We start from the raw sequence: 24,140 nt of genomic DNA, 5'->3' as shown, positions 1-24,140 counted from the left end.
CGTGTCGAAGTGTATTAGCCGACGGCCCCGACCTCGAACACCTCGCCGTCATAGCCGGCCTCGCTGGGGATGCGGAGCTGACGGCCGGTTTCGGTCTTGGTCATCACCGGCATCACCGTGACGATCGAGAGGCCGCGGGCGTGCTCCAGCGCCGCGCTCACGCTTCCCTGCTTGGCGAGGCGGATCAGGTTGCGTGTGGTCGGGAACGGCAGCTTGAAGCGGCCGCTCTCCCCGCCCTCCACCGCCTCGCGCGGCGAGACCCAGATCGAATCGGTGGATTCCCGTCCGTCATGGGCACCGAGCTGGTCGGGCGGTGCCGCGGCCAGGAAGAACCAGGTGTCGAACCGCTTCGGCATGCCCTCCGGCGTGATCCAGTGCGCATAGGGCACGAGCGTGTCGAGCGCGAGCTGGAGGCCGTTGTCGTCGAGGATCTTCAGGAAACTGATCTTGTGCTCGTTGAGGGCGACGCGGTGAGCGTCCGCGATCTCGCCGGCGCGCTTGGCGTCGATTGGCGCGCCGGTGTCCTTCGACCGCGCCAGCAGGATGCCGCTTTCCTCAAAGGTCTCGCGGATCGCGGCGATCCGGAAGCCGCGGTCCGCTTCGCTGAGGCTTTCGCCGCCCGAATAGAGGTCGGCGCGAGCAACGATCTCGTTGTCGCCGGCATCGACGCTGCCACCGGGAAACACCAGCGCGCCCGAGTTGAACTCGATCTGATGATGGCGGACCATCATGAAGACTTCGATTTCGCCGCGGCTCTTGCCATCGGCCTTCGCGCCGTCGCGCAGCAGGAGGATCGTCGAGGCCGGGCGTGATGCTGATGATTCGGCCATGCAACTAGCCTGCGGCGCTGGATTGCGGGCCGAGATTGGCGCGCTTGTCGAAACGGGCGACGCGCGACAAGAGATAATCGACCTCGGCCTTCGCCGTCGCCGTCATGGTCGCACCGGGCTTGCGCTGCGCACTGGAAGCGATGATGCCACGCTTCTGCAGCACGTATTTGCGCACTGTGAGGCCGACGCCGGGCTGCTGCTCGTAGCGAATCAGCGGCAGATGCGCGTCGAAGATGTCATGCGCGGCGTCGCGCTTGCCGGCCTTGGAGAGGTTCACGACATCGATCAGGAGCTCCGGGAAGGCGTAGCCGGTCATGGCGCCGTCGGCGCCCCGCTCCATTTCGAAGTCCAGGAAGGTGCCGCCATTGCCGCAGAGGATCGAGAGCGGACGGAGCGAGCCGTCCTTCTGGAAGCCGCGCAGCGTCGAGATCTTCTCCAGGCCCGGCCAGTCCTCGTGCTTGAGCATCACGCAGTTCGGATTGTCCATGACGATCTTGCGGATCACGGCGGGGGTGAACACGACCTGCAAGGTCAGCGGATAGTCCTGGAGCACCCAGGGCACATCAGGGCCGATGGCTTCCGCCGCCTGCTTGAAATAGCCGATGATCTGGTCGTCGGTGCGAAGCGAGGGCGGCGGCGCGATCATGACGCCGGCCGCGCCCGCATCCATCGAGGCCTTGGCCAGCGAGCGCATGGTGGCAAAGCCCGGCGCGGAGACGCCGACGATCACCTGCATCTTCTTGGCACGCTTGACGTAGCGCACCGCCACCTGCTCGGCCTCGGCGGCGTCGAGCTTGGGGGCCTCGCCCAGGATGCCCAGCACCGTGACGCCGTCGCAGCCGACCTCCTCGTAGAAATCGGTCAGGCGGTCGATCGAGCGCTCGTCGATCCGGCCGTCGTCATGGAACGGCGTCGGCGCGATTGCGAAGGTGCCCTTGGCATCGGCGGTGAGTTTCATTGGGTCTCTCTGTCCTATCAATTGTCGTCATTCCGGGATGGCCCGAAGGGCCAGGCCCGGAATCCATAACCCCGGCTAGTGGTTATGGATTCCGGGTTCGCGACTTCGTCGCGCCCCGGAATGACAGTTTTGGCTAAAACCGCCGCGCCCCCATCTTGATCTGCTCCTCGGAGAAGAAGATCTCCTTGGCGTGATCGACGATGTCCTGGGCCTTCCAGCCCGAGTGCGGCGGCTTCCAGCCTTCCATTTCCATCATCCGCATCTCGCGCACGCCGCGGGGCCCGGACACGCCCAGCACCTTGCCGGTCTGGTCGCCCGACAAGTCGCTGACCATGTATAGCACGGCCGGCGCGATGCCGTCCGGCCCGAGCGCGGCGCCGGGGTTCTCCTTATAGCGGGGCAGGTCTGCGGTCATGCGGGTCAGGGCGCCCGGGGCCAGCGTCCAGATCCGGATGTTGTACTTGCGGCCCTCGATCGCGAGCACGTTGGACAGGCCCCAGATGCCGCCCTTGGCCGCGCCGTAATTTGTCTGGCCGAAATTGCCGATCAGCCCCGACGTCGAGGAGGTGTTGACGATGACGCCGCCGCCGTTTTCCCGCATCCAGCGAAACACCGGCAGGGTGCAACAAAAGGTGCCCTTCAGATGGACCTTGATGACCTTGTCCCAGTCGGCTTCCGAGGCTTTTGCGAAGGTCTGGTCGCGCAAAATGCCGGCATTGTTGACCAGGATGTCGGCGCGGCCAAAGTGCTTGATGGCATCGTCGAACACCGATTGGCCGCCCTCCATGGTGGAGATGTCGGCGCCGTTGGCGACCGCCTTGCCGCCCTCGGCCTTGATCGCATCCACCACCTGCTGCGCCATGGACTTGTCGGCGCCGGAGCCGTCGCGGGGACCGCCGAGATCGTTGACGACGACCGAGGCCCCTTCCCGCGCAAACAGCTTTGCGTAGGCCTCACCGAGCCCGCCGCCCGCGCCGGTGATCAGCGCGACCTTGCCGTCGAGTAGTCCCATGGTGGCGTCTCCCTGTTTTTGTTTCTTGCTCCGTCATGGCCGGGCTTGTCCCGGCCATCCACGAACTTGAGCGCCAACTGCACGAAAGAACGTGGATGCCCGGGACAAGCCCGGGCATGACGAAATAACTCAGAGCCGCGCAAGCGGCCCTATCACCCCAGCACCGTCTTGCCGTTCTTGATCACGGTGACCCCGCGCGACTTCACCTTGGCTTCGAACGAGATCACGTTGCCGTCCTTCCAGAGGTCCATGGTCACGGTCTCGCCGGGATAGACCGGCGAGGAGAACCGCGCGACGTGCTGACGGAAGGCGCTCGCATCGTAGTCGGCATAGGTCTGGAGCACGCCGCGGCAGGTGATGCCGTAGGTGCACATGCCGTGCAGGATCGGACGCGGGAAGCCGGCTTTCTTGGCGAACTCGGGATCGGAGTGCAGCGGGTTGCGGTCACCGCAGAGGCGATAGACCAGCGCCTGGTCGGGGCGCGTGGTGATGTCGATGGTCATGTCCGGCTCGCGCGATGGGATCTTGTGCGGATCCGGCTGGGTCAGGTTCGGCCCGCCGAAGCCGCCGTCGCCGCGGGCAAAGCGCGAGGCGACCAGGGTTGCGAGCTTCTCGCCCTTCTCGTTCTTCAGCACGGTCTGGTGAACGATGACCACGCCCTTGTCCTTGCCCTTGTCGTAGACTTCGAGCACCGAGGAGTCGGCAGTGATGTTGGCGGCGACCGGCAGCGGCTGGTGGAAGGTGATGTCGCGCTCGCCGTCGACCACCATGACGCGGTTGAGGTTCATCTCGCCGGGCCCCGAGCCCCAGGCAGCGACAGAGGCGAAAGTCGGCACCACCTTCAGCGGCCGCGGCGTGAACGCGCCCTCGTTGACGAAAGCGAGCTCCTTCTCGTCCATGGGATCGGCGCCGAGGCCGATGCCGTAGGCGTAGAGCATGACTTCGCGATCGGTGTAGGCGTATTTCTGGCCGAGATTTTTCAGGCCTTTGAGCTCTTCGTATCTGGCGGACATTCTTCTGGTTTCCTCTCCGGATTCTTGTGCGCCGCTGCCAGTCGAAGTGCCCTCTCCCCTTGTGGGAGAGGGCTGCGAGAGCCGTGCGGCAAACTCGTTTGGGTGAGGGGTTGGCTCCGCAGTGACACTTCTCGTGTGGAGAGAGACCCCTCACCCGGCAGCCTTCGGCTGCCACCCTCTTCCACAAGGGGAGAGGGTCACATCTTGCTTCGCGTCAGGCGATCGTGAAGAACGGCAGCGGGGCGCCGTCGGTCGGCTTGAACACCACCTTCACCTTCAGGCCGATCTTGAGCTTCTCCAGATCGCAGTCGACGAAATTGGTCTGCACCGACGGCCCCTCCTTCAGCGTGACGTAGCCGATGGCGTAAGGGCCGGTCGGCGATTTCCGCATCAGGCTGTAAGTGTAGATCGTGCCCTCGCCCGATGCCTGTTCCCACACCGTCTTGTCGGAGTAGCAGAACGGGCAGATCGAGCGCGGGAAGTAATGCGCTTCGCCGCAGGCGGTGCAGCGCTTGATCATGAACTTGCCCTCTTTCGCGGCGTCCCAGAACGCTGATGTCTCGGGATTCGTCACCGGGGCCGGATACTTTTTCACTTCGCTCATCACACGCGCTCCAGAATGGCGGTCGAGGCGGCGTGGCGAACACCCAAGAGGCCGCCGGTGCCGTGGGCGATGGCAAGATCGCAGTTCTTGACCTGCACCTTCGGATGCGCCTCGCCGCGCAGCTGCCTGACGGCCTCGAGGATCTTGGTCATGCCGCCGCGGTTGACCGGATGGTTGCTGCACAGGCCGCCGCCGTCGGTGTTGAACGGCAGCTTGCCGACGCCCGAGATCAGATTGCCGTCGGCGACGAACTTGCCGCCCTCACCCTTCTTGCAGAAGCCGAGGTCTTCGAGCTGCATCAGCACCGTGATGGTGAAGCTGTCATAGATCGAGGCATATTTGATGTCCTTCGGCGTGATGCCGGCTTCCTCGAACGCACGCGGGCCGGACCACACGCCGGCGGAGTACGTGAGATCGAGATCCTTGCCGCCGCGCGGGCCCTTCATGGCCTCGCCATGGCCGATCAGGCGCACCAGCGGCTTCTTCAGGCTCTTGGCGATCTCCGGCGTCGTCACGATCAGCGCGCCGCCGCCGTCGGAGACGACGCAGCAATCCATGCGATGCAGGGGATCGGAGATCATCGGCGAGTTCAGGACGTCCTCGACGGTGACGACGTCCTTGAGCATCGCATGCGGATTGTACTGCGCGTGATGCGAGGCCGCGACCTTGATCCAGGCGAGTTGCTCGCTTGTGGTACCGTAGTCGTGCATGTGGCGCATGGCACACATGCCGTAGGCATTGTGCGTGGTCGCCCCGTAAGCGGTTTCGAAATCGACCTCGGCGCCGGCGGCGCGCGGCGGCATCGCGCCGGTGCGCGGCTTGCCAGCGAGCGTCACGAGCGCGATCGAGCATTTGCCCGCGGCGATCGCCTCGGCGGCATGGCCGAGATGGATGATGTAGGAGCAGCCACCGGTCTCGGTGGAATCAATGTGGCGAAGCTTCTTGGTGTTCAGGCCGAGATAGTCGACCATCGGCCAGGCGCCGCCGGGCGCGTCGCCCGCGCAAAAATAGCCGTCGATATCGTCCTTGCTGATCCCGGCATCCTCGATCGCGCCCTTGGCGACCTCGGCATGGAGCTGGGCGGTGGATTTGTCCGGCGCATGCCGGGTCGGGTGTTCGTAGATCCCGGCAATGTAGGCCTTGCCCTTGATGGTCAAACTTCAGTCTCCGCTCGCGTCTCGTCGTGGCTCTTTTTTTGGCTCTTTTTTCTGAACCGCACCGGGCTGATTGGCAAGCGCGGAAATATTCCGCCGGGCGAGAGGGTGGCGGGTTGGTGCCAGGGAAGGATACTCTCGTGTCCCGGACGCGCTGCAACGCTTAAGCGTTGCTGCGTAGAGCCGGGACCCAGGAGGCCGCGGACTCAGTGCGACATGGGCCCCGGCTCCGCAGCGCATCACTTCGTGCTGCGCAGCGTCCGGGGCACGAGGCTTTAACTTGCAGCCACAGCGCCGCGTCCCCGCGGCGTATCTCGCCCGAGCTTTGCGTCCGTCTTGCTACCCTCCCAAACAGAGGGCGCAGGGAAGACCGGGTGCCGGCTGGCACCCACGGTCCGCTGTGCGCGAATTGCGCGAAGAACAGATGCACAGCGGCATACAGGTGAAGCCAAACATCCGGCCTTCCCTGCGCAGTGGCTTTACGGCTTATGTCGCGCTCTCCCCGGGGAGCGATGCACTATTGCCCCCGTCGCCTTGCGAGCGACCCGCAAGACTTGACGCACAGACCCCGGGCGTCAGGACCACACGATTTTGCCGTACGCGAGACCGCGCCCGTCGTGCACGAGACAACCGCTCGCGCGACGCAGCCCGCGTCCACCGCCGCTCACCCCGCGTTTCGTGACGATCGCGATACGCCCCTCTGAGAGGGATGAGGTGGCGGACAGATACGATAATTCCGAATTTCGGTAAAGCGGAATGTTTCTGCCCGGCCGGATTGACCATGGCGTGGGTGTTTCGCCCGACGGGTAGCGCAAGCGGTGGTGTCGTAGGGTGGGCAAAGCGAAGCGTGCCCACGTCTTCTGGCTCGACTTGGAGAGATGGTGGGCACGGCGCAAGCGCGCCTTTGCCCACCCTACGAGACCTCCCTACTCCGCCGCGATCTGCCTTGGCGCGGGCGGCGGATTGGCGAGGTCGGCGGCGAGCTGGGCGTGTCGGGCCTTGGCGTCGTGCACCGCCTTCTCCTTCACCGGGCCGTAGCCGCGAATGCGGTCGGGCAGCGAGAGCAATTCGACCGCGGTGTCGATCGTGAGCGGCGACAACAGGCCGAGCACGGTGGCGACGTCCTTCTCGTAGCCGGCGATGAGATCGCGCTCGAGCTTGCGGTCGGCGCTGCGGCCGAAGATGTCGAACGGCGTGCCGCGCAGGAACTTGAACTTGGCCAGGACGCGGAAGACCTTCAGCATCCACGGGCCGAAGGCGCGCTTCTTGGGACGGCCCATGGCATCGACACCGCTGCTGAGGATCGGCGGCGCGAGATTGAAGTTGAACTTGAAGTCGCCCTCGAACTGGTCGCGGAGCTGCTGCTCGAAGGCGCCGTCGGTGTAGAGGCGCGCGACTTCGTATTCGTCCTTGTAGGCCAGGAGCTTTGCATAATTCACGGCGACCGCGCGCGGCAGTGCGTCGCCATAGCCGCCCTTCGCGGCGGCATCGCGGACCTGGTCGACCAGCTTGCGATAGCGCTTGGCGAGACGAGCGTTCTGGTAGGCGGTCAGATGCTTGGCGCGGTGCTCGATGACCTCGTCCAGCGTCATGGCATCCAGCGCCTTCGGCGCGACCACTTCGTCCCCGCCCTTCAGCATGTCGGCCAGCCGCTTGGGATCGGCGACTGCGAGGCGGCCGAGACGGAAAGCTTCCTTGTTCATCTTGATCGAGACGCCATTGACCTCGATGGCCTGCTCGATCGCTTCCGCAGAGAGCGGCAACAGACCCTTCTGATAGGCATAGCCCATCATCATCATGTTGGTGGCGATGGCGTCGCCGAGCAGCTGCTCGGCAGGCTTGGTGAAGTCGAAGAACACCGAATCCTTGTGCAGCGCGGTTTCCAACAGTCCGTTCAGCTTGCGGGTCTGGAAATTGAAATCGCGATTGAGGATGAAATCGGCGGTGGGAATGACGTGGCTGTTGATGATGCCGTGGGTGCGGCTGCTGTCACAAAGGGTGATCGTGTCCTTGGCGACTGCGACGACTTCGTCGGCGGCGAGCACGAGATCGGCCGTGCCGGTGACGATGCGCGAGCAGGTCACCTCGGCCGGATGATCGGAGAGGCGGACGTGGCTGAGCACCGCCCCACCCTTTTGCGCGAGGCCCGACATATCCAGGATCATCGAGGCCTTGCCCTCGATGTGGGCGGCCATGCCGAGCAGCGCGCCGATGGTGAGCACGCCGGTGCCGCCGACGCCGCCGACGGCGATGTTATAGGGTTTGTCGAGCGTCGGGCGCGAGGCCGGCTCGGGCAGCGCGCCGATTTCGGCGAGCTCGGCTGGCGCGCGGTGGCGCGGAGCGCCGCCGTCGATGGTGACGAAGGACGGACAGAATCCCTTCAGGCAGGAATAGTCCTTGTTGCAGGACGACTGGTTGATGGCGCGCTTGCGGCCGAACTCGGTCTCCAGCGGCTCGACCGAGATGCAGTTCGACTGCACCGAGCAATCGCCGCAGCCTTCGCAGACGGCCGGATTGATCATGACGCGGCGCGCCGGGTCCTCCATCAGGCCGCGCTTGCGGCGACGGCGCTTCTCGGCGGCGCAGGTCTGCACGAACACGATTGCCGAGGTGCCCTTGAACTCGCGGCACATCTTCATGACGTTGTCGAGTTCGTCGCGGTGATACTTCTTCACGCCGGGCGCGATGGTATCGGCGGGGTAAGCGTCGGGGTTTTCCGAGACCAGATAGAGCTCGCGGATGCCTTCGGCGTACAGCTGCTGGGTGATCTGCTGCGGCGAGAGATCGCCGTCGTGACGCTGGCCGCCGGTCATGGCCACCGCGTCGTTGTAGAGGATCTTGTAGGTGATGTTGGCCTTGGAGGCGATCGCCTGGCGGATGGCGAGAATGCCGGAGTGGAAGTAGGTGCCGTCGCCGAGATTGGCGAAGATGTGGTTCTCGTTGGTGAAGGGCGCGATGCCGACCCAGGGCACGCCCTCGCCGCCCATATGCGTGAACGTCTCGGTCGAGCGGTCCATCCACAGCGCCATGAAGTGGCAGCCGATGCCGGCAAGCGCGCGGCTGCCTTCGGGGACTTTCGTCGACGTGTTGTGGGGGCAGCCGGAGCAGAAATACGGGGTTCGGGAGACAGGAGCGACCGCCTGCATCTGGGTCGCCTGGCGGCCGTTGAACCAGTCGGCCTTGGCGCGGAGCATCTCCGCGATTTCAGGGTTGAGATCAAGTCGAAGCAGCCTCTCGGTGAGAGAGGTCGCGAGCGAGGCGACGGTGAGCTCGGCGGCGAAGGTCAGGAAGCGCTTGTCGTGCTCGTCCATCTTGCCGACGATGCGCGGGCGCACGTCGTCGCGCCAGTTGAACAACACCTGCTTGACCTGGTTCTCGACGATCTCGCGCCGCTCCTCGACGATGAAGATCTCTTCCAGGCCGACGGCGAATTCATGCACGCCTTCCGGCTCGAGCGGCCAGGGCATGCCGATCTTGTAGAGACGAAGGCCGATTCGAGCGGCGACCTCCTCGGTGATGCCGAGCTCGCGCAGCGCCTGGCGCACGTCCTCGTAGCTCTTGCCCGAGGCCATGATGCCGAAACGCGCATTCGGCGAATCCATGGTGACGCGATTGACCTTGTTGGCGCGGGCAAAGGCGATGGCGGCAAAGCCCTTGTAGTCCTGCAAGCGGCGGTCCTGCTCGAAGCGGTCGTCGGGCCAGCGCAGGTTGAGGCCGCCGGGGGGCAGCTCGAAATCGGTGGGGATGATGAAAGGCTTCATCTCGTCGGTGAGGTCGATCTCGGCGGTGGTCTCCACCGTCTCCGTGATCACCTTCATGCCGACCCAGCAGCCGGAATAGCGCGACATCGCGATGCCGAGCAGGCCCATCTCGATCATCTCGTGGATGCTCGAGGGATAGAGATACGGCATCAGCGCGGACATGAAGGCATGGTCGGACTGATGCGGGACGGTGGAGGATTTTGCGCCGTGGTCGTCGCCGGCAAGGCAGAGCACGCCGCCGTTCTTGGCCGAGCCCGCGGCATTGCCGTGACGGAACACGTCGCCGCAGCGGTCGACGCCCGGGCCCTTGCCGTACCAGATGCCGACCACGCCGTCGTATTTGGCGCCGGGCGAGAGGTTGAGCTGCTGCGAGCCCCACACCGCGGTCGCGGCGAGGTCCTCGTTCACCCCGGGCTGGAACTTGATGTTGTACTGCTCGAGGTGCTTGCGGGCGGCGAAGAGCTGCTGGTCGTAGCCGCCGAGCGGCGAGCCGCGATAACCGGAGATGAAGCCCGCGGTGTTGAGGCCGTTGGCGCGGTCGCGCCGGATCTGGGCCATCGGCAAGCGGACCAGAGCCTGGATGCCCGTGGTGAAGACGTGTCCGGTCTGCTGGGTGTACTTTTGATCGAGACTGATCGGACCCTGGTTGATGCCCATGCTGTCCTCGCTTCGCGCCCTGTTCAGGTCTTGCTGACTTAAGTCGTTGCCTGCCCGTTGTTTTTAGCTAGGGCGCGCCGACCACCTCCGCCACTCTATGTCGGATATTTCATGATCCGCATCACAATTCTGGACCAAAGGAGGCCTCGGGTAAAAATCGCAATTTCGTGGCCTGAAACACGTTGGCGATTTTCAGTTTGTGTCACCATACCCCCATCGTTGCGAAATGAATCGACGCTTCCCTTCACGCAGGTAGGGTCGATGGGTCGCAGGAGAGGCTGTCGATGCGGACGATTCTGACGGGCCTGGCGCTTGTGGGCCTGGCATTGTGCAGTGCGGTTGCAAGTACGGTCACAAGCGCGGCCGGCGCCGCCGGACCATCGCCCGAGCTGATCGCCTATGGCAAGGCGCTGGCCGAGGCCGGCGACTGCGCGGGCTGCCACACCGCCGATCCGGCAAAACCGTTCGCGGGTGGCAAGCGCATCGACACGCCCTTTGGCGCGATCTATGCGCCGAACCTGACGCCGGACCGTGACACTGGCATCGGCGGCTGGACGGATGCCGATTTCACCCGCGCCCTGCGCTATGGCATCGCGCCCGACGGCTCAAACTATTACCCGGCGTTTCCCTACCCCTACTTCACGAAGATGACGAAGGACGACACGCTGGCGATCCGCGCCTATCTCGGCACGCTGGCGCCCGTCACCAGCCGCAACAAACCGCCGGAGCTGCGCTGGCCGTTCGGCTATCGCGGCCTGATGCGGATCTGGAACGCGATGTATTTCCAGCCCGGCCTGTTCGCGCCGGACCAGACCAAGAGCGCGGCCTGGAACAGAGGCGGCTACCTCGTCACCGGGCTCGGCCATTGCGGCGCCTGCCATACCCCGAAGAATTATTTCGGCGCCGACCGGGATGCACAGGCGCTGTCCGGCAACGCGGTCGGCGGCTGGTTTGCCCCGCGGCTCGATGGCGCCCCCCGCACCGGGCTGAAATCCTGGAGCGAGGCCGATATCACGGAGTACCTGCAAACCGGGCGCAATGCCAAAAGCCACGCCGGCGGGCCGATGGCGGAGGTCGTCGTCAACTCGACCTCGAAGATGAGCGATGCCGACGTGCGCGCGATCGCGACCTATCTGAAGAGCCTGCCGCCGGCCCGGCGCGAGACGATCGTAACGCCGCCGGACGCAGCCGAGATGAAGGCCGGCCAGGCGGTCTACGCAAAGCTCTGCATCGCCTGCCACGAGGCCGACGGCACGGGAGCGCCACGGATTTATCCGCCGCTGCCGGGCAATGCGCTGCTGCAATCGAACAATCCGTCCTCGACCTTGCGCATCATCCTCGACGGTGCTCACACCGTGACGACGCCGCGCGCGCCGAACACCGGCGAGATGCCGGCTTACGCCAAGCAGCTGTCCGACGCCGAGATCGCCGCGGTGACGAACTACATCCGCAATTCCTGGGGCAATGCAGGCCCGCTGGTGACACCGGCCCAGGTGGCGAAGGCGAGGAAGCGGGAGGCGAATGGGGAATAGCGAGTGGCGAATGGCCCAGAACCATTCGCTAAATCGCCATTCGCGCGCGACAGCGCTACCGCTCTTCATCCCCCGTGAACACGAATTTCGGCATCTCCCATTTGTAGCGCACCGCAAGCAGGCGGAAGCTGATGCCGAGGACGAAGGTCAAAATGGTCCAGAGCTCCGCGTTGAGCTTGAGACCGAATGCGGTCGCATAGAACAGTCCCGTCACCACCGAGACGCTGGCATAGAGCTCGGAGCGAAACAGCAGCGGCACGTCGTTGCAGAGCACGTCGCGCAGCACGCCGCCGGCGCAGCCCGTCACCATACCCGAGACGATGACGATCGGCAGCGAGGCACCCATCTGCCAGGCCACGTCGCAGCCGGTCATGGTGAAAACGACAAGACCGATGGCATCGAGCACGATGAAGGCGACCTTCAGCCGGTGCACGAGGCGCGCAAACAGGATGGTGAGGAGGGCGGCGCCGCCGGAGAGCGCGAGATAGATCGGGTTCTGCACCCAGGCCAGCGGATAATGTCCGAGGAAGAGATCGCGTAGCGTGCCGCCGCCGAGCGCGGTGATGCAGCCGAGGAAGCAGACGCCCAGCCAATCCATGCTGCGGCGTCCCGCGGCGAGCGCAGCCGTCATGCCCTGCGCGGCCACCGCGACCAGGGACAGGAAATGCAGCACGCTATCTGTAGGCGGCAGGCTCCACATCGCCGAGTTCCCTCCTCCGCGTTCCTCGAACTCAGGCGCGGGTTCCCATGGAACAGGTTCCCGATTCCCCACACGGAGGCAACATGCGACGAAAGCATTAAGGAGGCGGAACAGAATCTCGCACCTGAGGGTTGTCCCGGGGTCACAACCGAGGAGACCAATCGATGGCAGACGACCGTCTTCCCAACGATCCGTACCGCCCGAACCTCGCCGACGATGAGTATTCTCGCGCGGCGCGCCGGGATGCCGACCTACAGGCCGATCCCGAGCTCGGGGAAGGCCCCGCTTCCAGCGGCAAGATCGCGATGTTCGCGGTCGCAGTCGCCCTGGTGCTGGGCGCGGTGTTCTACGGCTTGAATAATTCCAGCACCACCAACGAGGCCAGCAACACTCCGGCCTCACAGACTGCGCAGACGCAGCCAACCAATCCGGCCGCACCTCCCGGCATGCGTGACGTGACGCCGCGTAGCAACACCGAGCCGGGCGTGACCACGGGTGCAGCGCCGAGCAGGCCGGCCCCGAATACGCCAGCTCCCTCTGACGGCGCGAAGTAACATTGCGCAATGAAGCGCGAGAGCGGCGGGATGCAACATCCCGCCGCTTTTCGTTTGGCTAGCGCGCGATGGGATTAGGATGAATCGTCATCGCGCGCTAGGTTATTGTTTGAGCATGATCTTTTCGGAAAACCGCTACGCACTTTGCGCTAACGCGGCCCTTCGGATCCGGATCATGCTCTAGCCGAACATCTTGTTGAGCTCGCCGCCGGGATAGCCGCCGCCGAGCTCGGTGAAGGTGCCCTTCTCCGCCATCTCCTTGGCCGCGCGCATGAAGCCGCCCCAGGCGGCGCGGGCGAGCGAGCCGCCGACGCTGATGCGGCGCACGCCGAGATCCTGGGCTTCCTGCAGCGACAGGCCGGAGCCGCCGATCAGAAGATTGAACGGCTTCGGTGCGACCGCCTTGACCACCGCCGCGATGTCCTCGCGGCTCTTCAGACCCGGCGCATAGAGGCAGTCGGCGCCGGCATCGGCGTAAGCGGTGAGCCGGTCGATGACGAGCTTGAGATCTGTCACGCCCCACAGATACGCCTCGCAGCGGCCGACCAGCAGCGTGCCGCTGTCGCCGATCGCCTTGCGCGAGGCCTTGATGCGCTCGACGGCGAGGGCACGATCGTAGAGCGGCTTGTCCTTGTCGCCGGTGGAATCCTCGATCGAGAGGCCCGCAACGCCGGTGCGCACACCGCGCTCGACATTGTCCGCAACCTTGTCGGGCTCGACCGCAAAGCCACCCTCGAAATCGGCGTTCACGGGAATGTCGACAGCCGAGCTCAATGCTGCCAGATGCTGACAGACGTCCTCGACGGTGACCTGATTGTCGGCCTTGCCGATGGTCCAGGCAAAGCCGGCACTCGATGACGCGATCGCCTTGAAACCGAGATGCTGCAAGGCTTTCGCACTGCCGACATCGACCGGATTGGGCAGAATGAAGCAGCCGCTCTCGTGCATCTTCTTGAACGTCGCGCGCTTGTCAGCGGTCGTCACGTGCATGTTTCTCTCCCTTGTTGGCCGCGCAGAGATAAGGCTGCGTTTTCGAGTCCGCTAGTGCGCGTCGTGCACGACGCGGCTGTCCTTCGGCGCCTGCTCGCGGTCGGCCATGCTGTAGTCCCGGATCACAGTGGCGATGCGCAGGTGATAATCGGCGAAGATCTGCGCCCTGCCCCTGGCCTGGGTGCGGCGGTGCTCCATCGTATTGCGCCAGGCGGCGACCGCCGCCTCATCGCGCCAGAACGACACCGACAGGATCTTGCCCTTATCGGTCAGGCTCTCGAAGCGCTCGACCGAGATGAAGCCGTCGATGGTCTGCAGCAGCGGCTTCAGGTCGGCTGCGAGGTCGAAATAGGTCTGGCGGTGTTCCGGCTTGGGCCAGACCTCGAAGATCACGGCGATCATGGGCGTCTCCTGCTGTTGGTGGGCCTACAATACCACCTTGCGCAGGAAGGTGCGTTCTTCGGCGAGGATGAATTTCTCCGCCTCGGCAAAGTTGAAGTTTGCCATGCCGTCGAGATCGGCGCGCAGCCGTTTGCGATAGGCTTCATAGGCGGCCAGGCTATCGAACGAGATCAGGGCGGACGCGATGTTGTTGGTACCCTCATGCGGCATGAAGTAGCCAATCAACTCGCCGCCACATCTCGGGATGATGGTGAGCCAGCGCTTCGAATATTCCTCGAACTGCGCGCGCTTGAAGGGATCGAGCTGGTAGCGGATGAAGACGGTGACGGACATGATGGGCTCCCTTGTTTTCGCCGTCATTGCGAGCGTAGCGAAGCAATCCAGGAGTCCCTCCGCGGACGCAGTCTGGATTGCTTCGCTACGCTCGCAATGACGACTTGGTGACACGCTACGCCCTTGCCCGACACCAACGGTTCGGTTACCATCGAAGCATGAAATCAGGACCCGACATCGCCATGGTCGCCTCGCTGGTCGGCGATCCCGCCCGCGCAAACATGCTCACGGCGCTGCTGAACGGCCGTGCGCTCACGGCGAGCGAGCTGGCTCAGGAGGCCGGCATCACGCCGCAGACCGCGAGCTCGCATCTGTCGAAGCTCGAGGCCGGCGGCCTGATCGAGCCGGAGAAACAGGGCCGCCATCGCTATTACCGCCTCACCGACGACGACGTCGCCGGCGTGCTCGAGGGGCTCGCCGGCCTTGCCGCGCGGACCGGCCATATGCGCGTGCGCACCGGTCCGAAGGATCCGGCGCTGCGGCGCGCGCGGATCTGCTACGACCATCTTGCCGGCGATCTCGGCGTGCAGATGCTGGACTCCTTGCGCGAGCGGCATCTGGTCAGGCAGAGGAAGCAGGAGATCGAGCTGACGGCCGAGGGCGAGCGCTTTCTCGCCAAGCACTTGCAGATCTCGCCCGACATGCTCAGCCATCCGCGCCGCCCGGTGTGCAAGGCCTGCCTCGACTGGAGCGAACGGCGGCACCATCTCGCCGGCACTTTGGGGGCCGCCATGATGCAGCGCTTCGCCGAGCTGAAATGGGCCGCGCGCGATCCCACGCCCGGCAGCCGTATCGTGAATTTCACCCGTACCGGCGAGAAGCAGTTCGCTGCGCTGTTCGGCGGTGGGAAGGACTGATCACACAAGCTGCGTGAGATCGCACGTTTGCGTGTGAATGCGCACTCTCGTCATGGCCGGGCTTGACCCGGCCATCCACGTCTTTATTGCGGCTGGCACGTGGATGCCCTGGACAAGCCCGGGCATGACGGAGACTGTGATGAACCGCATCTTCCTGGCCGCGCTCGCCGCCGCCCTTCTTACTTCCCAACTCACATCGACCCACGCCGCCGATGCCGCGCCCCGCGAGCCCTACGGCATCGCGCTCGAAGGCTTTGCCTATCCCTACCCCGTGCACATGCTCCCCATCGTCAACGACGGCGAGCAGCTCAGCATGGCCTATATGGATGTCGCCGCGGCGCGGCCGAACGGTCGCACCGTCGTGCTGCTGCACGGGCGCAATTTTCCGTCGAGCTATTGGGCGCCCGTGATCAAGATGCTGAGCGAGGCCGGCTTTCGTGTCGTGGTGCCGGACCAGGTCGGTTTCGGCAAGTCTTCCAAGCCGGCGGGCGAGCTGCATTTCGACAATCTGGCGCGCAACACCATTGCGCTGCTCGATCACCTCAAAATCGACAAGGCCGAGATCGTCGCGCATTCGCTCGGCGGCATGCTCGGCGTGCGCATCGCTCGCGCCTATCCGGACCGCCTCGCCCATCTGGTGCTGACCGCGCCGATCGGGCTCGAGGACTACCGCCTCTACGTGCCGCCGACGCCGACCGAGAAGATGATCGAGACCGAGGACAAGCTCACCGCCGACGGCTATCGCAAGCAGCTCCAGACCAATTACGCAATCAAGCTGCCGGCCGAGGCGATCACGCCGTTCATCGAGGCCCGCTTCAATATCAAGGGCAGCCCGGACTATCCGCGCTGGCTGCGCGCCTTCGTCTCTTCCGGCCAAATGATCTATCGTGAACCGGTGGCGCACGAGATCCCGCTGATCGCGACACCGACTCTGTTCATCATGGGTACGGACGACCACAACGCGCCGGGCCGGCCGCTCGCGCCGGAGGCGCTGCGGGCCAAGATGGGGCAGAACGCGGAGCTTGCGAAGCAGCTCGCCGCGAAGATGCCGAACGCGCGGGCCGAGGTGATCCCCGACACCGGCCACCTCGTCTTCCTGGAGGCGCCGGAGACGTACAGGGAACTGGTGCTGAACTTTCTCGGCCGCTAGCGACACCTGCGTGTCGTCCGAGGCAGGACGCGGGGAACGTTCATGCCGCATTCAGGTCATGATTGGCAGGTTTGGATCGCGACGTATCGGCACGAGTCTCCCAGATTTAACGTGTCGAATCGTGTCTGTTGATTCATTGTGCGTCTCAAGCGCCGTGCCCCAAGAATCTGCCCCAAGGACGAGAAGGAAGATCAAATGAAATATCTCTTCGCTGCCGTGATGCTCGCGAGCGCGGTCGTCGGTTTCAGCGAGGTGGCAAGCGCCGCCGGCGGTTGCGGCCCGGGCTGGTATCGCGGCCCCTACGGCAGCTGCCGCCCGATGCGCGCCCCTGTCGTCGTTCGCCCCGCCCCGGTGGTGGTCGCGCCGGCGCCGGTCGTCGTCGTACCCCGTGCGCGCGTATGCCCCTACGGCTTTCGCTGGTACGCCGGCCGCTGCCGCCCGTACTGATCTCCTCCATTCCGTTGCAAATGGCCGCGCGGCGAAAGCCTGCGCGGCCGTTTTTTATTGCTGATGATCCATCCGCCGCGGAACCCGAGCGCTCCCCAAAATCGAAACGGGGATCGGCAGTGGCGATCCCCGTCGAGTCCGCGAATGGTCGCGAGCTTACCAATAATGACGGCGGTGCCAGCGCCGGCGATGCCGGCGCCAATGACGGCGGTGCCAGCCCCAATGGCGGCCACGCCCACGCCAGTGGACCTGCTCGGGAGCGAGCTGCGCAGCTTCCTCGCTGGTGGTGACGGCGGGATGAGCGTCGGGATTGCCTTGCGGCGTGCGGGCGGGATCAGCGAGCGGCTGCGGTGACAGCGGCGCGGCCTGCGCGGCAGTCGCAGCGAAAGCGGCGGCGCCCGCCGTCAATCCCAAAGCAAGTTTCAAAAAGTTCCGGCGCTCCATCGTTTCTTCCTTCTTGGATCATCGTGCACGTGATGCAGAAGGAATGTCGCCGCAACGCCATGAACCGAAGCTGAAGCTGGCGTTCAGATTCATGCGAGCCCGGATGAGGATTTCGTAGCCTGGATGGAGAGCAGCGCAATCCAGGATTCGTGCGCGAAGACCCCGGATTACGCTTGCGCTCCATTCGGGCTACAGGACCTCGCTACGTCGCGAACTCCTGCGCCAGCACCAGCGTCTCGCGCGAGCGCTTCACGTCGGGCCAGTCGCGGTTGAAATCGGCGACGAGCTTTTTCAGCGCGTCACCTTTCAGCATCGCGTTCAGCTTGGCCTCGTCGTCGAACTGATACATCGCCTGATGCAGCGAGGGATCGTCGAGACTCCAGAACCGCCACGCCTTGCTCACGCCGAAGGCCTTCACCGCGTCAGGCAAGTGTTCCGTCTCGTACCACCGGTCGAACGCAGCGCGCTTTTCGGCGTCGGAGACGACGGCGCGAACGACGAAGAAGGCTGCTGGCATCGGATTTCCTCCTGTTGTTTGGGGCGAGCCTAGCCGGTTAAGCCGCCGGCGACAAAAGAGTTGGCCTGGATGTCGGAATGAACGACCTTCGTTCGTCCTTTGCATCGAACCAGGACGGAGACAGCAAATGGCCAACCTGACCCTGACCACCTTCGATTGGGTTCCCGAACCGCCGCGAGGCTTCGTGCGTGACTTCCGCGTGCGCTGGGCCCTCGAAGAAGCCGCCTTGCCCTATCGCGTCGCCAGCGTGCCGTTCGACGACCGCGGGCCTGCGCACTTCGCCCACCAGCCGTTCGGCCAGGTGCCGTGGCTGACTGATGGCGAGCTCTCGATCTTCGAGACCGGCGCGATCCTGCTGCATCTCGGCGGCCTCAGCGAGAGGCTGATGCCAAAGGACCAGCGCGGCCGCACTGAAGCGGCGGAATGGGTGTTCGCGGCGCTCAATTCGGTGGAGATGGCCAGCCTGCCATGGGGCATGTCGAAATTCATGGGACATCCGACCGACACGGCAGCATGGAAGTTCGTGAATGACTTCCTCAAGCTGCGCCTGAAGCACCTCGAGCCGGTGCTGGCCAGCCGCGAATGGCTGGTGGGCTCCTTCTCCGTCGCCGACATCCTGATGGCGGACGTGCTGCGCGTCGTCGATAGTTTCAACGGGCTGACGGACAGTCCTGCCTGCCGCGCCTACGTCGCGCGTGCCACCGGACGTCCGGCGTTCGCCAAAGCCCACGCCGACCAGCTGGCGCATTTCGCCGCGGCGGATAAGGCGCGTGGGACGTGATGTGGCTCACATAACCGGTCCTGTGCTTGGCATAGAGTCGCCGGCACCGGAACGATTCAATTCGACAGGTGACCCATGGTCCGCATCGAATATCTCAAGCGACAGATCGCCCGCGCCGAGCGGCTGGCCAAGGCCATCCTCGACCGGCAGACCGCCGACCGGCTCCAGGCCTACGCCGCCGAATGCCGCGCCGAATTGTCGGAGCTGACGGTCAAGCAGGCCGCGTGAGGCTTGCTGGCGCTGGAGGCGTCCGATGTGTAGGGCGGATTAGCGATAGCGTAATCCGCCACTTCTCTATCCGGTGACGCAAACCTTGGTGGATTACGCTGTCGCTAATCCACCCTACACCTCACATCAGTTTCAGCGGCGCATCGGCGACGAGGCGCAGATCGATGCTGCCGATCAACGCCGCCCGCCGCGCCTCCGCAGCACTGATGGCCTCCTCCGTCTGCCGCAGCGTGCTGATGTTCGAGCCGAGCGAGACGATCCCGCCCAGCACCAGGGCGATTGATCCGAGCGCTGCGGTCTGACCGAATCCGAACACACCGAGGATCGTCACGAGCAGCAGCGCCGCCCCGCCTCCGACGGCGATCTTGGACGCCAGGATGTACTTGCGGCACCGCTCGGCGGTCTCGGCGAGCGCCTCAATTCGATCTTCGATATCGGAGATTTCGTCGGTCGGATCGTCTTCGGTCATCGTGTCTCAACCGGGACGCTAGCGGCGATAGGGTAAAGGCTTGGCCATGCCAGCGTCGACCAACTGCAAATACTCTCGCTGCAGAATTGGACCCAGCAACTCCCATGCCCATTGCGCGTTTTGCAAGTTCAGGTGCTCGAGGAAGGAAACGCCGATGGCATTTTGCAAATGATCATTCCCATCCCTGAAGTACTTCTCGGCAAGCTTGAAGCACGAGGCGACTTCCTTTGCATTTCTCGCGGCGATGCCTCGCTGCACGAGGTCGGTAAACACGTGCATCTCTAGATTCAGCAGGCCGTGCTGCGCGTCAATCTCGGGCCTTAAGTCCGGAAAGGAGTCCTTCAGCTCCTTCAGGAAGACACTTCGATGAAGATCGCCCACTTGGTATCCTTAGCGAGTAGCCCGCATGAGCGAAGCGACATGCGGGACCTGGGCAAATACCCGGATGTCGCTGCGCTTATCCGGGCTACACTTCGCTCACAACGGCAAATTGTCGTGCTTCTTCGCCGGCATTTCCGTCTTCTTGTCCTTCAGCATCGCCAGCGCCCGCGCGATGCGCTTCCGGGTCGAGTGCGGCATGATGACGTCATCGATATAGCCGCGCTCGGCGGCGATGAAGGGGGACAGGAAGCGGTCTTCGTATTCCTTGGTGCGGGCGGCGATCTTGTCGGGGTCGCCGATGTCGCTGCGGAAGATGATCTCGACCGCGCCCTTGGCGCCCATCACCGCGATCTGGGCGGTCGGCCAGGCGTAGTTCATGTCGGCGCCGATCTCCTTGGAGGCCATGACGTCGAAGGCGCCGCCATAGGCCTTGCGGGTGATGATGGTGACGAGCGGCACGGTGCATTGCGAGTAGGCGAACAAAAGCTTGGCGCCGTGCTTGATCAGGCCGCCATATTCCTGCGCGGTGCCCGGCAGGAAGCCGGGCACGTCGACGAAGGTGACGATCGGGATGTTGAAGGCGTCGCAGAAGCGGACGAAGCGTGCCGCCTTGCGCGATGCGTCGCTGTCGAGCACGCCGGCCAGCACCATCGGCTGGTTGGCGACGAAGCCAACGGTGCGGCCCGCAATGCGGCCAAAGCCGGTGACGATGTTCTTGGCGAAGGCTTCCGCAATCTCGAAGAAGTCGCCCTCGTCCACGACCTTCAGGATCAGCTCCTTCATGTCGTAGGGCTTGTTCGGATTGTCGGGGATCAGCGTGTCGAGCGACATGTCGACCCGCTCGATGTCATCGAAGCTCGGCCATTCCGGCACGCCGTCGGTGTTGTTGGAGGGCAGGAAGTCGATCAGGCGGCGCATCTGCAGGAGCGTCTCGACGTCGTTCTCGAAGGCGCCGTCGGCGATCGAGGAACGCGTCGCATGCACCGAGGCGCCGCCGAGCTCCTCGGCGGTGACGACCTCGTTGGTCACGGTCTTCACCACGTCGGGGCCCGTGACGAACATGTAGCTGGTGTTCTTCACCATGAAGATGAAGTCGGTCATGGCAGGCGAATAGACGTCGCCGCCGGCGCAGGGGCCCATGATCACGGAGATCTGCGGGATCACGCCCGAGGCGAGCACGTTGCGGCGAAACACGTAGGAATAGCCGGCGAGTGCGGCGACGCCTTCCTGGATGCGGGCGCCGCCGGCGTCATAGAGGCCGATGATGGGCGCCCTCGCCTTCATCGCCATGTCCTGGAGCTTGGTGATCTTCAGCGCATGCGTTTCCGAGAGCGAGCCGCCGAACACCGTGAAGTCTTTGGCAAACACAAAAGTCTTGCGGCCGTTGACGGTGCCCCAGCCGGTGACGACGCCGTCGCCCGGCACCTTGGTCTTCTCCATGCCGAACTCGGTGGAGCGGTGCTCGACGAACATGTCGAACTCCTCGAACGATCCCTTGTCGAGCAGCAGCTCGATGCGCTCGCGCGCCGTCAGCTTGCCGCGGGCGTGCTGCGCCTCGATGCGCTTCTCCCCGCCGCCGAGCTTTGCGCCGGCACGACGATCTTCAAGGGCGTCCAGGATGTGTTTCATTTGCTCCCGCCAGTTCTTAAGTGATGGGCGGGTTCTAACACGGCATTTTGCGGCCCGGAAAGCCGGTTTCGCGGTCGCAGGGCTGCCCTGCCGTAGCGGGAAAGCGCAAGGAATTACAAAGTTTTGCCCGGGAGGCAAGCGTGAGCGAAGGAACGGCCGAGACGGGCGCTGCGACAGGCGGCGTCAACATCCTGCTGCGGCTGGAGGGCCTCACCCTGTTTGCTGGGATGGTGACGCTCTATGCGGCCTGGGACGGGTCGTGGCTGGTGTTTGCGCTGCTGTTCTTCGTACCCGATCTGAGCTTCCTGGCCTACCTGTCCGACACCAGGTTCGGTGCGATGGTCTACAACGCCGCCCACAGCTACATGGCGCCGGTGGCGCTGCTGACGCTGGGCTTCGCCCTCGCCTCGCCCCTCACCCTCTCCATCGCCTTGATCTGGCTTGCCCATATCGGCATCGACCGGGCGCTCGGCTACGGCCTGAAATATTCCGCCGGATTCGGCTTTACCCACCTGGGGCGGATCGGGCGGCAGAAGGACTCCTGACCTCAAATTTGGCAGCCCGGCAGGTTGACCGGGCCGACCGATTCAGGCTTGCTCCGAGTCAGATCAGGCGCCGAATGTTGCGTGAACCCAATCGGTACGGCGGTGATCATCATGCCCTGGCTCCAGCATCTACCTACTGGCATCACGCAAGATGTCCGCGACGGTCGTCCCCTTGCCGCCGAACCCAGCGTCCGAAACCATCGACTTCCTGCGCCGCATGGCCGGCATGGTGTCAGGACGGAACGGCGAGATGCTGCTGCGCGCGGCCGGCATGATCGAGCAGCTCGGCCAGCGGGCGATGTCGGCCGAGCGGCTCTATCATCAGGCGCAGGAAGAGAGCACGCGCAACGCCGAGCTGCGCGAGTCCGCCGAACTCGCCTCCGACGCCATGGTCGGCCAGATCGCGGCGCTGCGGGCACAGCTCGCCGAGCTCACCGCCGCGACCGCAGCCGAGCGCGCCGCCTTCGATGCCGAGCGCGGCAAGCTGCTTGAGCTGATGCAGCATGCCGAGAGACATATCGGCAAGCTCACGACGGAGCTCGACAGCTTGCGCGCCTCCGTCGACAGCTTCAACGAGAGCGCGGTCTCGGTGCCGATCGAGGTGCTGCGGCTGGCGCGAACGCAATTCGATTATCTCTCCAGCGGCTTTGCCCGGCGTGGCGATCCGATCTCGCAGGCCATGAGCGAGATCGGCGGCTTTGCGATTGACCGGGCGCTCACGGCAAAACCCGACAACGCCTGAACTCCGTCCCCGAAATCGTCGACTTTCAGCTCGAGCTGGACCGCCGGGTTGGCGCTCAGAATTGCCGAGGAGTTGCCGATGGCCGCTTGGTGTTGCCATGACGTCATCATAGCGGTGACACCGAAACCACTACAACGCCGGCCGTTCGAAAGCGATATCAGCACAGCAAGAACCCACGACCGGAGAGAACAATGTTCGTCGATATCGATCATGCATCACTCGACATGGCAGCCTCGAGTTTGCCCGGAGATCAACCCATCTTCATGCTCAATCTTCTACGCTATCGGGATGAGGCCTTGTACCCAGACAAATCCGAGCTTCCGGCCTGTAGCGGCCGCGACGCCTATTACACGCGCTATGTCCCCACATTTCGCAAGGTCGCGATTCCGCAAGGGGTGACGCCAACTTGGCTTGGCTCTGTCGGAGCTCTGCTGGTGGCAGCACAAGGCGAAGCCTGGCACGACGCCGCAATCGTTCGCTACCCCGGACTTCGCGACCTTTCGAGTCATCGTCTTGAGCTCCGATTACCGGCGTGAGGCCGAACCCCACCGCTTGGCCGCGCTCGCCGATTGGCGTCTGATTGCGACGACCGAGGTTCAGGTGCCGGCTTGACGTGCACACGGTCGCGCTAGAGCGCGCCGATCTCGGCAAGGCAGGCTTGGGTCAGCGTCATGCGAGCCTCGATGTGGCGCGGCTCCTTGCAATCCATGTTGAGCGCGAACACTGTATGTGCCTCGCCCTTCTCGGCCCAACCGACCATCCAACCGAGCGACGGCTCGCCGCGCTCGGCGCCCAGGAGACCAGACTTGGCGCGAATGACGGCGTCGCCGACCTTCGTCGCCGGCAGGATATCGGCAACGAGATCCTGGCTGCGCTTTGAGATCGGCAGCGTACGGCGGCGCAGCCGGTCGACGAAATCGATCTGCTCGACCGGATCGATCCGCAAGGCCCCGGTGAGCCAGAACTGGTCGATGCCGCCGCCGATGTCGCGATTGCCGTAGTCGAACGCGTCGACATATTGCTGCATGCGCACCTCGCCGATGCGGCGCGCGATCTCCTGATAGACCGGCACCGCGCTCACCGCGATTGCGCTGCGCAGCGTGTGATCCTTGTTCCAGGCCTCGATCGGGCGCTTGACGCCGTCCCAGGCAAACACGTCCTTGTCGGGGTCAGTGATAACACCGGTCTCGAGCGCAATCAGCGAGTTGGGAATCTTGAAGGTCGAGGCCGGCAATTTGCCCGCGCCCGAGCGCTCCTTGTCGCTGGCGACGATCAGATAGTCCTCGACCTTGTAGCCGACGAAGGTGCCCGACGTGCCGAGATCGGTGAAGCGCTTTGCAAGAGCGTCGCGGATTTCATTGCGCGGCGGCGCGACATGGGCGCGCGCGCGTCCAGGCAGGATCGCGGTTGCGGCGAGGAGGCCGAGGGTGGAACGGCGGGTCAGCAAGGG

27 protein-coding genes are annotated in these 24,140 nt (G+C 64.5%); 10 read left to right on the top strand and 17 right to left on the bottom strand.

The window, feature by feature from the left end; all coding sequences use genetic code 11:
- Positions 1-14: 14 nt before the first annotated feature.
- From ABIA40_RS07925 to ABIA40_RS07895, 7 genes are all read right to left on the bottom strand, one after another.
- Complete coding sequence (locus tag ABIA40_RS07925) at positions 15-830, bottom strand: NUDIX hydrolase (protein ID WP_271544447.1); 816 nt, start codon at positions 828-830, stop codon at positions 15-17.
- 4 nt (positions 831-834) lie between these two features.
- Positions 835-1,788, bottom strand: a complete 954-nt coding sequence (locus tag ABIA40_RS07920) for a dihydrodipicolinate synthase family protein (protein ID WP_036011146.1) — start codon at positions 1,786-1,788, stop codon at positions 835-837.
- 133 nt (positions 1,789-1,921) lie between these two features.
- The gene (locus tag ABIA40_RS07915) at positions 1,922-2,800 is read right to left on the bottom strand and encodes an SDR family oxidoreductase (RefSeq protein WP_271544449.1); all 879 of its coding nucleotides are present in this window, start codon (positions 2,798-2,800) and stop codon (positions 1,922-1,924) included.
- Positions 2,801-2,952: 152 nt separating this feature from the next.
- Positions 2,953-3,813 (bottom strand): MaoC/PaaZ C-terminal domain-containing protein, encoded by an 861-nt coding sequence (locus tag ABIA40_RS07910; RefSeq protein WP_404540377.1) that lies wholly within the window; start codon positions 3,811-3,813, stop codon positions 2,953-2,955.
- A gap of 214 nt (positions 3,814-4,027) precedes the next feature.
- On the bottom strand, positions 4,028-4,417 hold the full coding sequence (locus tag ABIA40_RS07905) for a Zn-ribbon domain-containing OB-fold protein (RefSeq protein WP_157280525.1): 390 nt from the start codon (positions 4,415-4,417) through the stop codon (positions 4,028-4,030).
- Complete coding sequence (locus tag ABIA40_RS07900) at positions 4,417-5,574, bottom strand: thiolase domain-containing protein (protein WP_057029662.1); 1,158 nt, start codon at positions 5,572-5,574, stop codon at positions 4,417-4,419. The genes ABIA40_RS07905 and ABIA40_RS07900 overlap by 1 nt, the downstream gene beginning before the upstream one ends.
- A gap of 923 nt (positions 5,575-6,497) precedes the next feature.
- Positions 6,498-9,989: an indolepyruvate ferredoxin oxidoreductase family protein gene (locus ABIA40_RS07895; protein WP_404540373.1), complete on the bottom strand. Its 3,492-nt coding sequence runs from the start codon at positions 9,987-9,989 to the stop codon at positions 6,498-6,500.
- Positions 9,990-10,273: 284 nt separating this feature from the next.
- On the opposite strand from ABIA40_RS07895, the gene ABIA40_RS07890 reads away from it, so the two are divergent.
- Positions 10,274-11,521 (top strand): c-type cytochrome, encoded by a 1,248-nt coding sequence (locus ABIA40_RS07890; protein WP_404540370.1) that lies wholly within the window; start codon positions 10,274-10,276, stop codon positions 11,519-11,521.
- Between the two features lie 55 nt (positions 11,522-11,576).
- On the opposite strand, the gene ABIA40_RS07885 is transcribed toward ABIA40_RS07890, so the two are convergent.
- Positions 11,577-12,221 carry a trimeric intracellular cation channel family protein gene (locus tag ABIA40_RS07885; RefSeq protein ID WP_157280528.1) on the bottom strand — a complete coding sequence of 215 codons (645 nt, stop codon included), beginning with the start codon at positions 12,219-12,221 and terminating at the stop codon, positions 11,577-11,579.
- 164 nt (positions 12,222-12,385) lie between these two features.
- Here ABIA40_RS07885 and ABIA40_RS07880 point away from each other — a divergent pair, with 164 nt between their 5' ends.
- Complete coding sequence (locus tag ABIA40_RS07880) at positions 12,386-12,775, top strand: hypothetical protein (RefSeq protein WP_404540367.1); 390 nt, start codon at positions 12,386-12,388, stop codon at positions 12,773-12,775.
- Positions 12,776-12,955: 180 nt separating this feature from the next.
- On the opposite strand, the gene ABIA40_RS07875 is transcribed toward ABIA40_RS07880, so the two are convergent.
- From ABIA40_RS07875 to ABIA40_RS07865, 3 genes are read right to left on the bottom strand one after another with little or no spacing between them, the layout of a single operon-like run.
- On the bottom strand, positions 12,956-13,765 hold the full coding sequence (locus tag ABIA40_RS07875) for an oxaloacetate decarboxylase (RefSeq protein ID WP_404540364.1): 810 nt from the start codon (positions 13,763-13,765) through the stop codon (positions 12,956-12,958).
- A 51-nt stretch (positions 13,766-13,816) separates the two neighbouring features.
- Positions 13,817-14,167, bottom strand: a complete 351-nt coding sequence (locus ABIA40_RS07870; protein ID WP_404540361.1) for an antibiotic biosynthesis monooxygenase family protein — start codon at positions 14,165-14,167, stop codon at positions 13,817-13,819.
- 24 nt (positions 14,168-14,191) lie between these two features.
- A complete protein-coding gene (locus ABIA40_RS07865) occupies positions 14,192-14,500 on the bottom strand; it encodes an NIPSNAP family protein (protein WP_404540358.1) in 309 nt (102 codons plus the stop codon).
- 158 nt (positions 14,501-14,658) lie between these two features.
- Between ABIA40_RS07865 and ABIA40_RS07860 the strand changes: the two genes are divergently transcribed.
- The 3 genes from ABIA40_RS07860 to ABIA40_RS07850 all read left to right on the top strand — a co-directional run bounded on the left by ABIA40_RS07860 (position 14,659) and on the right by ABIA40_RS07850 (position 16,954).
- Positions 14,659-15,357, top strand: coding sequence for a metalloregulator ArsR/SmtB family transcription factor (locus tag ABIA40_RS07860; protein WP_404540355.1), 699 nt, complete (start codon positions 14,659-14,661; stop codon positions 15,355-15,357).
- 139 nt (positions 15,358-15,496) lie between these two features.
- Positions 15,497-16,507, top strand: a complete 1,011-nt coding sequence (locus tag ABIA40_RS07855) for an alpha/beta fold hydrolase (RefSeq protein WP_404540352.1) — start codon at positions 15,497-15,499, stop codon at positions 16,505-16,507.
- A 195-nt stretch (positions 16,508-16,702) separates the two neighbouring features.
- Positions 16,703-16,954, top strand: a complete 252-nt coding sequence (locus ABIA40_RS07850) for a GCG_CRPN prefix-to-repeats domain-containing protein (RefSeq protein WP_157280534.1) — start codon at positions 16,703-16,705, stop codon at positions 16,952-16,954.
- Positions 16,955-17,110: 156 nt separating this feature from the next.
- On the opposite strand, the gene ABIA40_RS07845 is transcribed toward ABIA40_RS07850, so the two are convergent.
- Together ABIA40_RS07845 and ABIA40_RS07840 are read right to left on the bottom strand one after the other, a co-directional pair.
- Positions 17,111-17,398: a twin-arginine translocation (Tat) gene (locus tag ABIA40_RS07845; RefSeq protein WP_109143375.1), complete on the bottom strand. Its 288-nt coding sequence runs from the start codon at positions 17,396-17,398 to the stop codon at positions 17,111-17,113.
- A 202-nt stretch (positions 17,399-17,600) separates the two neighbouring features.
- On the bottom strand, positions 17,601-17,915 hold the full coding sequence (locus ABIA40_RS07840) for a hypothetical protein (RefSeq protein WP_157280536.1): 315 nt from the start codon (positions 17,913-17,915) through the stop codon (positions 17,601-17,603).
- Between the two features lie 127 nt (positions 17,916-18,042).
- On the opposite strand from ABIA40_RS07840, the gene ABIA40_RS07835 reads away from it, so the two are divergent.
- The gene (locus ABIA40_RS07835; protein WP_404540347.1) at positions 18,043-18,696 is read left to right on the top strand and encodes a glutathione S-transferase family protein; all 654 of its coding nucleotides are present in this window, start codon (positions 18,043-18,045) and stop codon (positions 18,694-18,696) included.
- A 75-nt stretch (positions 18,697-18,771) separates the two neighbouring features.
- Positions 18,772-18,924, top strand: coding sequence for a hypothetical protein (locus ABIA40_RS07830; RefSeq protein WP_193374987.1), 153 nt, complete (start codon positions 18,772-18,774; stop codon positions 18,922-18,924).
- Between the two features lie 121 nt (positions 18,925-19,045).
- Here the strand turns inward: ABIA40_RS07830 and ABIA40_RS07825 are convergent, their stop codons facing one another.
- The 3 genes from ABIA40_RS07825 to ABIA40_RS07815 all read right to left on the bottom strand — a co-directional run bounded on the left by ABIA40_RS07825 (position 19,046) and on the right by ABIA40_RS07815 (position 21,403).
- Positions 19,046-19,393: a hypothetical protein gene (locus ABIA40_RS07825; protein WP_404540344.1), complete on the bottom strand. Its 348-nt coding sequence runs from the start codon at positions 19,391-19,393 to the stop codon at positions 19,046-19,048.
- An 18-nt stretch (positions 19,394-19,411) separates the two neighbouring features.
- A complete protein-coding gene (locus ABIA40_RS07820) occupies positions 19,412-19,774 on the bottom strand; it encodes a hypothetical protein (protein ID WP_275498917.1) in 363 nt (120 codons plus the stop codon).
- 96 nt (positions 19,775-19,870) lie between these two features.
- Entirely contained in the window at positions 19,871-21,403 is a 1,533-nt protein-coding gene (locus ABIA40_RS07815) for an acyl-CoA carboxylase subunit beta (RefSeq protein ID WP_025036964.1), read from the bottom strand.
- A 140-nt stretch (positions 21,404-21,543) separates the two neighbouring features.
- Between ABIA40_RS07815 and ABIA40_RS07810 the strand changes: the two genes are divergently transcribed.
- The 3 genes from ABIA40_RS07810 (at position 21,544) to ABIA40_RS07800 (ending at position 23,226) form a co-directional block, all read left to right on the top strand.
- Positions 21,544-21,948 carry a DUF4260 domain-containing protein gene (locus ABIA40_RS07810; RefSeq protein ID WP_271544468.1) on the top strand — a complete coding sequence of 135 codons (405 nt, stop codon included), beginning with the start codon at positions 21,544-21,546 and terminating at the stop codon, positions 21,946-21,948.
- Positions 21,949-22,099: 151 nt separating this feature from the next.
- Positions 22,100-22,690: a hypothetical protein gene (locus ABIA40_RS07805; RefSeq protein WP_271544470.1), complete on the top strand. Its 591-nt coding sequence runs from the start codon at positions 22,100-22,102 to the stop codon at positions 22,688-22,690.
- Between the two features lie 191 nt (positions 22,691-22,881).
- The gene (locus ABIA40_RS07800) at positions 22,882-23,226 is read left to right on the top strand and encodes a hypothetical protein (protein WP_404540340.1); all 345 of its coding nucleotides are present in this window, start codon (positions 22,882-22,884) and stop codon (positions 23,224-23,226) included.
- Positions 23,227-23,318: 92 nt separating this feature from the next.
- Here the strand turns inward: ABIA40_RS07800 and blaOXA are convergent, their stop codons facing one another.
- Positions 23,319-24,137, bottom strand: a complete 819-nt coding sequence (gene blaOXA / locus ABIA40_RS07795) for a class D beta-lactamase (protein ID WP_271544475.1) — start codon at positions 24,135-24,137, stop codon at positions 23,319-23,321.
- Positions 24,138-24,140: the final 3 nt, after the last annotated feature.

The sequence above is a fragment of the Bradyrhizobium sp. USDA 223 genome, from assembly GCF_044909005.1.
Classification (GTDB): Bacteria; Pseudomonadota; Alphaproteobacteria; order Rhizobiales; family Xanthobacteraceae; genus Bradyrhizobium; species Bradyrhizobium yuanmingense.
The sequence above is the reverse complement of the archived record's forward strand: the minus strand, read 5'-3'. Positions and strand labels throughout refer to the sequence as shown.